Consider the following 13,467-nt stretch of genomic DNA (forward strand, 5'->3'; position numbering starts at 1 on the left):
GGGTGGACCGAGGAGCCGCAAGGCTACGAAGCGTGAATATAATGTTAGGTGTAGTTAATGCCATCTCGAAATGCCAAAATGTTCTTGTTAGACTTTAAAATATTGATATATTATCTCATGTCCTTCCTCTCTCTCTTCCTTTTCATAATATTCTATATCAAATGATTTATATACGTTCTTCCAAAATTGAATTGCAGGGGTATTCGTTTTTATTTGACTAATAGCATACCTGCCAGGAAGTTGTTTAAAAAATACTTTACATGCCTCTCTTCCTAAACCCTGTCTACGATACTTTTTCATTATAAAAAATGAATTCAAAACATAATCAGCAAATTCCTGATTAGAGAATGGACCACTTTGAAGTAAAATGAATCCTATGATTTTATCGTCTATGCGGATGAAGAACGGAGTCAGTCCTTCCTTCTCAAATAACCAATCTAATACATCGAATTCAAATAGGCCATTACTTTGATTAATCTCTAAGTCACTATTAAATTCGGATAAATCATGAAGAAATAAAGTCATTAATTGTCTAAAAATATGTTTATCATTCTGTTCAGCTTTAGTAATTATCATCACGAGCCTCTTCTCCTATTATTGTTTTATGTTCTGCATTAATTACACCTAACGTTACCGCGTTCACGACGTCCCACCGACTTAAGGCGACGAAGTCGCTGGGCGCGATGCGCTTAGTCGGTGCGGATGTGTCCGGCTGAATCTGCTTCCCTGCTACAGAAAATGCCTCATCGAATCCTCTTCTAACTCCGGCCGGACCGAGGGGGCTTGTCCCCCGATGCGTGAACATATTGTTAGGCGATGCCACCTTGAGATACTTTCATAATTCTTTATAGATTACTTCATCAATTTTACTTGCTATCATACCAGCACCCTTATTAATATTACCGATAATATGTGCATGTAAATTGCTTTTTGGATATACTGATGATTGCATAATTACTCCTGGGTCACTACCCATTACATAGTATTTAAAAATGGTGTTATCAAGCATTAATATCCAAACACCGTATCCATAATACGTCTGATCGTTGTCCTTTACATGTGGAGTCAACAAAATATTAGTGTATTCTTGAGACAACAATTGATGATTAAACAATGCATCCCAAAACCTACCTAAATCATGAACTGTCGTAAATGCTCCCCCATCAGGTCCACCTTTGATTGGAACTGAATAAATATTACTCTTCCAAGTTTTATCATCATTATCTATATACCCGATAGCTGTTCGTTCAGGTAGTTGATCCATTCTATAATAACCTGAATTTATCATCCCACAGCGCTGAAATATATTCTTTTCAACGTATTCTGTAAATTCCATCCCAGTTCTATGCTCTACAACTAAACCTAGTAGAATAAAACCTGCATTATTGTATGAGAATCTTTCTCCTGGAGAAAATTTCATTTGGCCATTCTGAAACATAGGCAGGAAATCTTTGGGTGATTGAATAGAATACATGGGTAAGTCATTCCAGAGTTCTTCAAAATCATTCATGAACTCCTCATCAAAATAATCTGGTATTCCTGAACTATGGGTTAATAAATGATGTATTGTAATTTCGGGATCGAAATTAGGAAAAGAGAAATCTAAACAATCTTTTAAATATGAATCAAAAGACAATACCCCATCTTGAACAAGCTGACATATAGCAATAGAAGTGAAAATTTTACAGCCAGATGCCATTCCAAATCTTGTATAAGAACTATTTTGTATTCGTTCGGAACGATTTGCATATCCATATCCTTGCTCAAAGGCCTTTCCTTGTTTTTGGACTAAAATCGCTCCTGAAAATGGTAGTATTTCATTATGTTTCTTTATTATATTTTCAATTGATTGAAAGAGATTCATATTATTGCACTTCCTTTCTTTTCTTCTGGTAGTTTCGCCTAACGTTGTTGTATTCACGAACCCGAGAGGCTTAAAGGAGCGTTAGCGACTGGGTCGAAGACTTAGCCTCGCAGGAGTTGTCTGCAAGAAACTACTTCTTCGAAATTCCTCTGGCAGACCAAGGGGCGTAGCCCCGCAGCGTGAATATGGTGTTAGGGGATGTAGCATGCCTTCTTTGAATTACCTACAAAAGCACTTAATCTTATTAGAAATTCATTTCGCAATCATGATTCTCCCACACATCAAACAAATTCCCATCAAGATCCTCAAGAGTAAAAAACTTACCATATTGTCCTTCATCAAATAATTCCCCTACGTGAACATTCTCTTGTACTAGATATGTATGCAAACTAATGATATCATCTGTATAAAAAGTCGTTACCCAACGTTTCTTACCATTAACTTCGAAAACTGCTCTTGATTCGCTGGCTGATTGAACTAAAACTAATATTGGTCTATTATCTTTGAACAATCCTAAATTATCAGTCCTCTTATTTCTGATGTTAAATCCAAAATGTCTAACATACCATTCAGATGCCTTCTCCAAATCACTTACAGGTATTACGTTATAAGCTATTCCTAAAATTCTTCCTTTACTCATTTTGAATTCCTCCAATTTGGTTTTGGTTTATATAAGATGCTTTATTCTGTTTTTCATAGTTTTGCATGCTATTTCCCATAACGTCTTATTCACGAACTTCGTAAATAATTCCATATGTAGAGTATTCTCGAAATTATTGAGCTATCCTGCCCGTTCGTATTATGAGATCAACCAGAACTTACTGGTTGATCCTTTTGCATTTGCTTTGAGGATAAAGGTAGCTGGGTCGAACGTACCTGCCCGTGGGACTTGATAACCCGAGCGCTATAACGTTCCCCCCCTACTTGTCATGACCATGATTGAGGCTGGTTGGGACACTTGATCCCGTATAACAAGCGATGCTATGGAGTGAAAAGAAGAACCTCAGGGGCAACCGGTAAATTTATACGTTAGGAGAAGTCGACCGATTTGATCGCAGGCATTGACCCAAGTGTCTTCGCTTCAGGCAAGTTCATGGCAACCCGCAATCGGATCACCAAACGTGGCTCAAGGCAGTTACGATCCGCAAAAGAGCCAAAGGAAAGCCGCACAAGGTGGTACTAATGGCCTGTGCAAATAAGCCGGTTCATTGGCTTGTACCATACGAATTCCAATTACAACTCGTTATTTCTCCCAAAGCTCGACCAGTCGACCTTCAGGATCTTCAATCCAAATAAACTTTCCAAATTCACTAATCTCTTTTTTCTTTGCAAGAGGTACACCAATATGTTCAAGATGCTTAATAGTCTCGTTTAGATTATGTACTTGGAAATTTAACATCACTTGTTGTTCTGTTGGAAAATAACTGTCATTCTCGGTAAAGAAAGAGAAGATAGTCTCATTTCCTAATTGGGGTTTAATCACAGTCCCATTCCAATCTTCTATTTCAATCTTCAACACTTCACTGTACCATTTTTTTACAACTTCAAGATTCTTAGTTCTCCAAAATATTCCTCCGAAACCTTTTATCACTGTATCTAACTCCTGTCTGTCATCAAATTTTTAGCTATCCGATTACATTAGATATTCGAGATTTAAATTTAAGTTCCTTTTTCAACCATATGCCAATAATAATGAAAAACCGTTCCTCTATTCGGGAAACGGTTCGTTATTTTTGTAACTGCGACACAGTCCAATACTCGATTTCTCCAAATTGTAATTCGACGTTCGTATATTTGTTTAGCTAGAATGTTTTTTTTCATACTCGCTTTTTATACACTCTCATTGCAAAGACATAAGCAAGAATCATAATTCCAATACACCACGCGAGCGCGATCCATATATCGTTGCCGACTGGCTGACCTGACAGTAATGCGCGGATAGTTTCCACGATTGAAGTCACCGGCTGGTTTTCTGCAAAGACGCGAACGACGGTTGGCATGGATTCGGTTGGTACAAATGCGGAGCTGATAAATGGTAGGAAGATAAGCGGGTAGGAAAAGGCGCTAGCACCATCGACTGTTTTTGCGGACAGTCCGGCAATTGCTGCGACCCAAGTTAAGGCTAGAGTAAACAGTACGAGTATGCCAGCTACGGCAAGCCATGGCAGCAATCCCGCGGACGAACGAAAACCCATAACGAGCGCTACAAGAATAATGATGACCACTGATAAGACGTTGGATACTAGCGAGGTTAGCACATGCCCCCAAAGCAAGGCAGAACGTGAAATTGGCATAGTTTGAAAACGCTCGAATATTCCCCTCTGCACATCGGTGAACAAACGGAAAGCCGTGTAGGATATTCCGCTAGCAATAGCCATAAGGAGTATTCCGGGTAACAGGTAATTCACATAGTTGTCCGTACCGGTTTGAATTGCACCGCCTAATACATAGACGAACAGCAACATCATTGCGATCGGCATGATGGTGACCGTGATGATGGTGTCCATACTACGGGAAATATGGCGCATGGAACGCCCAAGCATAACGCTAATATCAATGAAGAAATGTTTTTTTGCCGTCTCCATTTACTTTCCCTCCTGTTTGCCGATGATTGCGAGGAAGATCTCCTCTAATGTCGGCTGTTTTTCTACATACTCCACTTTTGCGGACGGGAACATCTTCTTTAACTCCGGGAGCGTGCCGCTCACGATAATCCTGCCTTCGTGCAAAATAGCAATCCGGTCTGCAAGCTGCTCAGCCTCCTCCAAATACTGTGTGGTGAGAAGTACCGTCGTCCCCCCGTCGGCAAGCTCCTTAACAATCTTCCAAACTTCAATCCGTGCCTCAGGGTCAAGACCGGTTGTCGGCTCATCTAGAAAAATGATTTGCGGTTTCCCCACAAGGCTTAAGGCGATGTCGAGCCTGCGGCGCATTCCTCCCGAATAAGTAGACACTTTGCGGTCTGCGGCGTCTGTCAAGCCGAAGCGTTTGAGCACGTCCTCCGCAACCTGATGTGGGTTTTTGAGGTATCTCAGCTTGGCAATCATGATCAGATTTTCCCGTCCAGTCAAAATTTCATCCACGGCAGCAAATTGCCCGGTCAGACTGATCGATTGCCGTACGTCATCCGGTTTTGATGAAACATCGAATCCATTTATGGTTGCGGTTCCACCATCTGGTTTGAGCAGCGTGGTGAGGATTTTGACAACCGTTGTCTTGCCTGCCCCATTGGAGCCAAGGAGAGCGAATATACTCCCCTTCTCCACCTCAAAATCTACACCCTTCAGCACTTGATGCTGCTTATAGGATTTTTGTAGTCCTTTTACTTGAATAGATTTGGTTTGCACAGTTTGCATCGAATTCCCTCCCTTAATTAGTTAATTCTCTTAAATAACCGTAACTTTCGACAAATCGGCTCCCATGCCTTTGAGACTAGCAAAGGTCAGTTTATCCATCATTGCACCGTCAAAGCTGATCGTTTTGATCATACGATAGTACTTATTAGTCAAAGTAAACCCCGGCTGGAAAGAAACATTTTTTAATGTAGCACCTTTAAAAGAAACTCCGGTTAATGCCGTTTTTTCAAACTTAACACCGATAAACGTAAGGCCTTCCAATCTTTGACCGCTTAGATCGGTATACTTGAAGTCCACCCCATCAAATACACAATTTTTAAAAATCGCTTTTCGCAGATCGGTCATTGTTAGCGTCACGTCAGTCATTCTTACTCCAGTGAATTTGGCTCCGTCAAGACCTGATTTGCTGAAGTTGGTTCGTACAAGAATTGTCTTATTGAAACTTGCATTGGAGAGGTCAAGTATGGATAGGCTGCAATCTGTCAGATTCGCGCCGTCAAAATTGGCTTCGCGTACGTCGCTACCCTTAAACGAACTGCCTGTCAAATCTGCGCCAGAAAAGTCGGAACCGCGCAGCCCACTACTATTAAACTTTCCTTTGTGAGCAGTTACGCCTGCAAAGTCGCTCTTCGTTAGGTTGCTTGCGCTAAAGTTTGTCACCACTTGCCGCTCTAGCGAGCGGGAGAGGTTGGCAACTTCAAGAATGGTTTGTTCAATATCGCCGATACTATCAATGGTCATCTTATACGCAGTTTCTTCGTCTTTCCCCTCAGCTCTGAGATCATTAAATCGTTCCTGTAAATCAAAGAGCAGGTCTGCCTTTAATTCGGTGACGCTCTTGACCCCGTCGTATGGCGTAAAAACGCCGTTCAAATAGTCCGTCAATTTCTTATTCATCTCATCAAATCTCCTTATAACAAATTATCTAACACACCTTTTGCATACTCCCAATTGCTTTTATTGCGGGCGTAAGTTTCCTTGCCCCTTTCGGTAATCCTAAAATACTTTCGCCGTCCGCCCTGAGATTCATCACCCCAATACCACTCGATATCGCCGCCTGCTTCAAGCCGCCGGAAGCTGGAGTACATCGTGGCTTCCTTTAATTCATACTCATCGCCCGAACGCTCGGCAATCAGCTTAACAATCTCGTAACCGTAACGATCAGCTTCGGACAAGAGTCGTAATATCATCGTATCCGTATGTCCGCGGAGCAGGTCGGATGTGATCTTGTTCTCGCTCATTCAATCACCTCCATAACAGCATAATAAGATATATTACTATGACTGTCAAGGTACTATTTCAACTAAAATACTTTGTCCTTAACAATTCATGCATCCATAATAAAAAAAACCGCGCAGGGCGCGGTTTTCTTGGGAGTATACACCCCAAACTTTATATCTGAAAAATGCCATCATTTATTTCTATACTTCGTTAGCTTCATGGACCGCCTTCTGACGCGTTCTAGCTCCCGTTCTTACTTAACCTGTTGCCCCCCGATCATCGTCCATTGTACTTCATACTTCTCATTGAGGAGGACAAAATCCGCATCACAGCCGATTTCAATTTTCCCTTTGCTCGACAAACCTAGAATACGAGCAGGCGATGTCGAAGCCATCTGAACAGCATCTGTGAAGGATATTCCATTCTCTACTGTTAGTCTCAACGCTTCATTCATCGTCACCGTGCTCGAAGCCAAAGTACCGTCCGCTAGCCTTGCAATCCCCTCGGATACAGTGACATGGTGGCCGCCAAACAGGTATTCGCCATCGCCCAGCCCCATCGCTTGAAGCGCGTCTGTAATGAGCACCATTCCTTCCGGTCCTTTGATTCGATGCATCAGTCGGAGGATAGCAGGATGAAGATGGACTTGGTCGACAATTGCTTGCAGACTTACATGCTGTTCCTCGAATGCGGCAACTATCAGACCGGGGTCTCGATGATGAATCGGTCTCATTCCGTTAAAGCAATGTGTCACATGACTCGCGCCTGCTCCAAATGCTTCCTTCGCTTCCTCATACGTGGCGTCGGAGTGCGCAACAGCAATGACAACCCCCTGATCCTTTAAGTAGGAAATCAGTTCTAATCCACCCGATAATTCTGGAGCAATCGTCACCATTTTAATGAGCGAACCCGCTTCTTGGAAAATAAGCTTCATTTCATCGAGATCAGGGTGGCGAAGATACTTCTCATTCTGCATCCCTTTTCGCTTCGGATTCAAATAGGGCCCTTCCAAGTGAATGCCGGCAATCTTCGCGCCTTGCTCACGGCCGATCACTGATATCACGCTACGAATCATGTTTAGCAGATCATCCATCGTTGAACTTACGGATGTCGCTAAGAACGAGGTGCATCCGGTTGCAGCACACATGCGGGATACTTCTTGAATACTAGCCTCCGTGCCATCCATCATATCGTAGCCATTGGCTCCGTGGATATGAACATCTATCATTCCAGGGATGAGCCACATCCCATTGCCATCTATCCGTTCGTACTGCTCGTCAAATTGCAGGGCTTCTTGCGTCTCAATTCGCTCGATCTTCCCATCTGTGACCCAGACTGTAGCGGAAGGTAGTATTTGATGCGGAAGCAGTAAGTTCACATGTTGAATAATTTTGTTGTTCATCTCTATTCAACTCCGTCCTGAGGATTATTTGTCGTACATTCAAACAGTGTGATATTTTTCCGGTCTAATACCTCTCTCATTTCGCTCGAGATGGACTGATCTGTCACGATGATATCCACGTAATCAATATCTAACTTAAATCTTGATTTTGCCGCGAATTTCGAATGATCCACAACTAGGATTACTTGATCCGACTGCTTGGCCATTTCTTTCTTCACTCGAACATCTTCTTCATAGGGATAATAGAGTCCGTCCGGCTGAACAGACGTTGCCCCAATATACGCCTTATCTGCTCGAATTTCACTAATCTTATCGATAATGGAAGGACCATATAATAAACGGTTCTGTGTATGCAGATAGCCACCAAGTACATAAATGCTCAAATCATCTCGTTTGGAGAGAATGGCTACATTATCAATCGAATGTGTAACAGCGGTGATCTGTTTCGCCTGAATATGTTCCGCGACAAATTGAACCGTTGTCGATACGTCCAAGAATATCGTCTCATGATCGTGAATCAGCTTAGCTCCAAGCTTACCAATATGATTCTTACTGGTGGATTCCTCAATGAGACGATCCTGATAGGAAGAGAGCACCTTCTGAAGTTCTGGAAGAGCTACCCCACCATGCGTGCGAACAACAACTCCTTCTTGAACCAATTTGACAATATCTCTTCGCGCCGTATCTCTGGATACTTGAAAGATCGAGCATATCTCTCCAACGCTCATTGATTGATGTTGTTTTAAGTAATCAAGAATTTTCAATAATCTTGTTTCTTGAAACACCTTAATGCACTCCTCAGTTAAGCATTTTAATTTATTACTTAAGTATATACAAGTAATATACGAAATTCAATAAGTATTAATAAGTAAAAAAGGATCCACCACAATGTAGTAGATCCATTTCGCTTATTTTCTATAAAATGTACTGCTGATTTACTCCTGCAGTGAAGACGAATCTATAACTGCCGCCAAGTTGCATATTTTCAATACTGGCCCATGTAGTGATTTATATTTTAATTTTTTTACAAGTGATATTATGCATGTTTCAATTCAAATTCTTGTCTTGTCATCCCATAGCAAATACCATCATAATAGGTTCCTTTGGTGAAAATGATATTTCTTAGTTGACCCTCTTGCATGAAGCCTATCTTTTCATGCAAGCGCATGGATGAATTATTGAAAGAATAAACAGTTGTATTTACTTTTTGATAAGCAAGCTCCAAAAAGAAAAAGCGAAGAACCATAAGGATCATTTCTTTCGCATATCCTTTGCCTCTGTATGGTTCAAATACAGCCAAATTATAATCGAAGGTACCATTTTTCCGATCACAATCAAATGTTTCAATCATACCAACAATATTATTATCTCTATCAACTGCAATAAAACGGAATTCATCTTCTTCCAATTGTTCTTCTACCCATTCTCTTATTTTATCAGCTGAACGAGGAAAATGAAGCGAGTCCATATTTCGTAGAATTTCAACATCTAATGATTCAAATATAACGATATCTTCAGGTTGAATTGCTCGTAGTGTAAGATTTTGTCCTGTCCAATAAGTAACTGCCACTTTAACTTTTCCTCCGTTATTTGTATTTTGGTAGTTGATAATAATTGGTTTTAATAACCAATTATTATAGTACATACGTAATTAGTTTATAATAGTTACATATCCTTTTTGTGCTTCCATATTTATTTCCAATTAAGCTTCTGGGATAACTGTAAAATGCTCAATGAGTTCCTCTAACTCCCAATTTTTCTTCATCTATTATTCCTCCTTATCGTCGGGTAGACGGGGTCGTCCCCGGAATCGAGAAGGGTAAATTATTCTCATTAGTATATTTTTAAGTCTATTTTTCTTCTTCAGGATTTCAAATGGTCGCATCATCTCGTAATCTTCATGTTCGAGCATGTGACAATGCCATACAAAGAGTCCGGCGAAAGGATCGAAACTCCCGATAAAAGAGGTAACGTAACCAGCGGGAGCACGAATCGTATCTTTAAATCCTCTTTCGTTAGGTTCAGGAGGGGTCGCCGGACCTGTAAATTTAAGTTTCCCTGTAGCTTGAAAATGAGCAACATCAAAAGGCTGGCGCTCTAGAATTTGCATGTCAACGACATGTAGATGAATGGGATGGTCATCATTTGAAAGATTGATTAGCCGCCATATTTCAACAGTTCCCAAGTCCATTTTCTCGGATATGGGATCACTCCACATTTTTCCGTCAAGTAAATTGAGCGATCTTCCATATTTATCCTCCACCCTGACGAGCGTGAGATCTCTTGTCCTTGTTGCCATCTCTCTAGATAGAAAATTAATTTTTGTCAAACGATCTGGTATGGAACTCGTATCTTTTCCATTTAACGGAGTGGTTACTCTAAACTGCATCACATCGGTTGTTTCTGGAGAGGCACCCTTGAAGACATTTTTAAGAATGACCGTCTTACCATAGGATCGAGAAAAATCGACGATTACATCCGCTCGCTCAGTTGTTAGAAGGAGGATCTGATTCATTTTTACTGGTTTCTCCAGTAATCCTCGATCAATTCCAATTTGATAAAATGGCTGTCCACAGTCCAATTTGAGTGTAATCGCTCGACTATTACAGTAATTTAATATGCGAAATCGGTATTTTCTCGGTTCTACTTCAAGATAAGGGGATACTTTGCCATTTACCAAAATGTAATCTGCGTCAAATGGTGTGACAATCGAGGGATAAGGGAGACGAGGATTTTTTTTATCCGGTGTAGCGGGGTAAAAGAGCGATCCATCCGGGTTAAACGAGCGATCCTGAATCATAAGAGGGATTTCATATGTTCCAGCCGGTAGATTCAGGGATTGTTCATGCTGATCACGAATGATATAAAAGCCTCCAAGTCCCGCATAATTGTTTAATCTCGTAATACCCATTGTGTGGTCATGATAAAATAACGTAGTGGCTTCAAGGTTTGGGTACTTAGATACTTTTCTTTTAAACATAGGTCCTGTTTGTTCAAAATTTCTCGTAAACCAAGCTTCAGGGTAACCATCACTATGTTCAAGCTGTTTTCCTCCGTGTAGATGAACCACAGTTCTAACCTGTGGAAGTGTTTTTTCTGCACCATGAACGGTTGTATCGATGGGAAGAAAATGCTTTTGAGGCAGATCATTCATCCATTTGACAGATGTCGTTTCATCCTTCATTACGTCGAAAGTCGGTCCCGGGTACATTCCGTTGTAGCCCCACAAGCGGGTAGGCCCTAAATCACGATGTAGTTTTTGGGTTATTTCTCTCATGGTCACTTCATAATATGAGCCTTTCTTGTCTCGCTTGATCGGGGAAATGGTTTTGGGAATCGGAAGTTTATCGACGAATTTTTGAAGTTTTACTTTTGGGGGCATATGAGTGGAGACCTCCTCACGGTTAATACCTAAAAGAAGCATATGAACGAAAGATGTCCCATTATGTTTATAAATGAAGTATTAATTTGGCAATCGTGAAGTATATGATAAGTCCCGTTCCATCCACCAATGTAGTAATAAATGGACCAGAAATGACGGCGGGATCTGCTTTCAGTTTATGTAAAATTAATGGTAGAGTCGCTGCGACAAAGGATGCCCAGATAACAATAGTCAAAGAGGTGATTCCTACAACAAGTCCAATCTTCGACTCAACCCCAAGAAACCGAGCTCGTGCAAAAGCAATTAATGAAATCGAAACACCTGTCATAAGACCTGTGGTTACTTCCTTCCTTATTACTTTAAAAATGTCACGGAATTGCACTTCTCCGACTGCCAGCGCCCGTACAAGAGTAGACACGGTTTGTGTCCCTGTGTTTCCTCCTGTTCCGATCAGCAGCGGAATAAAGAAAGCCAGTGCGATAACCTCGCTTAACGTTTCCTCATAGTGTCTTAGAACTGTGCCTGTATAGGCTTCCGCCACAAATAAAATGAGTAACCAGATGATTCGCTTTCTATAAAGCTGAAAAACAGAAGACTTGAAATAAGTAGCCGTTAATGGCTGGCTGCCGCCTAGCTTTTGAATATCCTCTGTTGCTTCTTCATGAATGACATCGATCAAATCATCGACTGTGATTACGCCAATTAAGCGATTTTGTACATCAATGACGGGAAGAGCGACCAAATCGTAATTTGATAGGAGTTCGGCGGCTTTTTCTTGTTCCATGGATGCAGGTACATAAATGACATCTTCCGTTACAATTTTTGATATTTCCGTACGAGGTTCCGTTAGTATAAGTTCCTTCAACGAGACTACACCCAGAAGCTCCCCTTTATTACCAGTCACATAAACATAGGAAGTGATCTCTGCCTTATGTCCGATCTTACGGAAATGCTGCAGCGTTTGCTCGATTGTCCATGAGCTGCGAGCAGCAATATAATCGATCGTTGCTAAGCTCCCCGCGGTATGCTCGGGAAAGGTCATTAAAGTCTTAACCTTTTCTCGATAATCCTCCGGGAGATGATTTAAGAGCTTTTCTGCTTGATATCGATGTATAGCCAGCATCATATCAACTACTACGTCACTTGACATCTCATATAGCACCTGAGAAGTCAAGGTCTCTTCTAAATGATTTAGAATTCGGTACTGCAATGCGGGCTCTAAATACTCCAATATCTCAGCAGATATTATTGGAGGCAATAACTCCATTAATTTGTATTGTTCCGTTTTATCAAGTTTTTCAACGCAGTTCGCCAAATCAAAAGGTCTAAATAATTCAACATAAGCGATCAGGGAATTTTTATCGGATTCCATGATTTTATTTTTCAATTCTTCAAGCCGAATCATGCTGGTTACTCCTTCGGTTAAGATGATGCAAACGGAATAAGAAGTGCAGCAACGTCGTAAATCACCGTATGTATTTCCCTGTCCAAAGACGCTCGCAAACAAAAAGATTATAATAATTGTTCACATCTTTGGATTGACGTATGCGCCTTCCCGATAAATCAATAAAATAAAAAGGAGCTGCTAGTAGCAAGCTCCTACATTATTTCTCCTACAATCCAAAGGGCGCAGGGTTTCCCCAGCACCCTACTTTTCATCATTAGTAAACAATTGATAGTGCTAGCACCTGTTTACTCTGTTTGGTTTTTATCGCTGTCTTTACCCTCATCATTCTCGCCGACCTTGTTGCCTAATGATGCGCCTGCGATGCCACCTAAAACGGTACCGACAGGACCCAAAACGGAACCCGCGACAGCACCCACGGCACCACCACCCACTGTTCCCATAACTTCTCCAGCACCATTCATGTTCGTATCGCGGTCAGATCCACCGTTTTGATTGCGGTCGTTGTTTTTATCCATCCATCTCACTCCTTCATTTCGTGATAGAAAATGCACTGCTTTGCCAGCGCAGTCCCAAAAATATCTTGCCCTAACCTATCTGAAAGGATTCATAATCTGATTACAAACGCTCAGATACACATCTATACTTCCGCTAGTGCCCGTTTATCTGGCCCAATTTGATTAGGCAAGCATCCCCTTTTCTCTGTCGCACATACGTTGTTATTGCAAACTGAGATTTGGGAGGAGATTATTAATGGCCTATATGAATCCTTATCATCAACATGACGGGGGGCATCAAACCCACCAAATGCACCCGTACCACCATGGAACCCAACCT

The 13,467-nt window shown here is 41.3% G+C and carries 15 protein-coding genes and 1 pseudogene; 1 reads left to right on the forward strand and 15 read right to left on the reverse strand.

The annotated features are described in order from the left end of the window. Window positions 1-87: 87 nt before the first annotated feature. The 4 genes from ACSBOP_RS10640 to ACSBOP_RS10655 all read right to left on the reverse strand — a co-directional run bounded on the left by ACSBOP_RS10640 (window position 88) and on the right by ACSBOP_RS10655 (window position 2,504). The gene (locus ACSBOP_RS10640; protein ID WP_442600514.1) at window positions 88-576 is read right to left on the reverse strand and encodes a GNAT family N-acetyltransferase; all 489 of its coding nucleotides are present in this window, start codon (window positions 574-576) and stop codon (window positions 88-90) included. Continuing rightward, window positions 563-805 (reverse strand): hypothetical protein, encoded by a 243-nt coding sequence (locus ACSBOP_RS10645; protein WP_442600515.1) that lies wholly within the window; start codon window positions 803-805, stop codon window positions 563-565. The genes ACSBOP_RS10640 and ACSBOP_RS10645 overlap by 14 nt, the downstream gene beginning before the upstream one ends. Before the next feature lie 30 nt (window positions 806-835). Beyond that, entirely contained in the window at window positions 836-1,864 is a 1,029-nt protein-coding gene (locus tag ACSBOP_RS10650) for a serine hydrolase domain-containing protein (protein ID WP_442600516.1), read from the reverse strand. A gap of 244 nt (window positions 1,865-2,108) precedes the next feature. Next, on the reverse strand, window positions 2,109-2,504 hold the full coding sequence (locus ACSBOP_RS10655) for a VOC family protein (protein ID WP_442600517.1): 396 nt from the start codon (window positions 2,502-2,504) through the stop codon (window positions 2,109-2,111). 414 nt (window positions 2,505-2,918) lie between these two features. Here ACSBOP_RS10655 and ACSBOP_RS10660 point away from each other — a divergent pair. Beyond that, window positions 2,919-3,160: pseudogene (locus ACSBOP_RS10660) on the forward strand (transposase); the annotation flags it as partial. Here the strand turns inward: ACSBOP_RS10660 and ACSBOP_RS10665 are convergent. The 11 genes from ACSBOP_RS10665 to ACSBOP_RS10715 all read right to left on the reverse strand — a co-directional run bounded on the left by ACSBOP_RS10665 (window position 3,108) and on the right by ACSBOP_RS10715 (window position 13,148). Then, window positions 3,108-3,455 (reverse strand): VOC family protein, encoded by a 348-nt coding sequence (locus ACSBOP_RS10665; RefSeq protein ID WP_442600518.1) that lies wholly within the window; start codon window positions 3,453-3,455, stop codon window positions 3,108-3,110. The pseudogene ACSBOP_RS10660 and the gene ACSBOP_RS10665 sit on opposite strands and share 53 nt — an antisense overlap. Before the next feature lie 226 nt (window positions 3,456-3,681). Continuing rightward, entirely contained in the window at window positions 3,682-4,449 is a 768-nt protein-coding gene (locus ACSBOP_RS10670) for an ABC transporter permease (RefSeq protein WP_442600519.1), read from the reverse strand. Next, a complete protein-coding gene (locus ACSBOP_RS10675; protein ID WP_442600520.1) occupies window positions 4,450-5,220 on the reverse strand; it encodes an ABC transporter ATP-binding protein in 771 nt (256 codons plus the stop codon). A 30-nt stretch (window positions 5,221-5,250) separates the two neighbouring features. Further along, the gene (locus ACSBOP_RS10680) at window positions 5,251-6,117 is read right to left on the reverse strand and encodes a pentapeptide repeat-containing protein (protein ID WP_442600521.1); all 867 of its coding nucleotides are present in this window, start codon (window positions 6,115-6,117) and stop codon (window positions 5,251-5,253) included. 14 nt (window positions 6,118-6,131) lie between these two features. Continuing rightward, window positions 6,132-6,461 carry a PadR family transcriptional regulator gene (locus tag ACSBOP_RS10685; RefSeq protein WP_442600522.1) on the reverse strand — a complete coding sequence of 110 codons (330 nt, stop codon included), beginning with the start codon at window positions 6,459-6,461 and terminating at the stop codon, window positions 6,132-6,134. Between the two features lie 233 nt (window positions 6,462-6,694). Continuing rightward, window positions 6,695-7,843: an N-acetylglucosamine-6-phosphate deacetylase gene (gene nagA, locus ACSBOP_RS10690; protein ID WP_442600523.1), complete on the reverse strand. Its 1,149-nt coding sequence runs from the start codon at window positions 7,841-7,843 to the stop codon at window positions 6,695-6,697. 2 nt (window positions 7,844-7,845) lie between these two features. Continuing rightward, entirely contained in the window at window positions 7,846-8,628 is a 783-nt protein-coding gene (locus ACSBOP_RS10695) for a DeoR/GlpR family DNA-binding transcription regulator (RefSeq protein WP_442600524.1), read from the reverse strand. A 251-nt stretch (window positions 8,629-8,879) separates the two neighbouring features. After that, a complete protein-coding gene (locus ACSBOP_RS10700; RefSeq protein ID WP_442600525.1) occupies window positions 8,880-9,413 on the reverse strand; it encodes a GNAT family N-acetyltransferase in 534 nt (177 codons plus the stop codon). 198 nt (window positions 9,414-9,611) lie between these two features. Beyond that, a complete protein-coding gene (locus ACSBOP_RS10705) occupies window positions 9,612-11,225 on the reverse strand; it encodes a multicopper oxidase family protein (protein WP_442600526.1) in 1,614 nt (537 codons plus the stop codon). A gap of 67 nt (window positions 11,226-11,292) precedes the next feature. Continuing rightward, on the reverse strand, window positions 11,293-12,630 hold the full coding sequence (gene mgtE / locus ACSBOP_RS10710) for a magnesium transporter (RefSeq protein ID WP_442600527.1): 1,338 nt from the start codon (window positions 12,628-12,630) through the stop codon (window positions 11,293-11,295). A 287-nt stretch (window positions 12,631-12,917) separates the two neighbouring features. Beyond that, complete coding sequence (locus ACSBOP_RS10715) at window positions 12,918-13,148, reverse strand: glycine zipper domain-containing protein (protein WP_442600528.1); 231 nt, start codon at window positions 13,146-13,148, stop codon at window positions 12,918-12,920. Window positions 13,149-13,467: the final 319 nt, after the last annotated feature.

Origin of the sequence: Paenibacillus sp. KN14-4R (assembly GCF_052180255.1) — a bacterium.
In the GTDB taxonomy this organism is placed as follows: domain Bacteria; phylum Bacillota; class Bacilli; order Paenibacillales; family NBRC-103111; genus Paenibacillus_AM.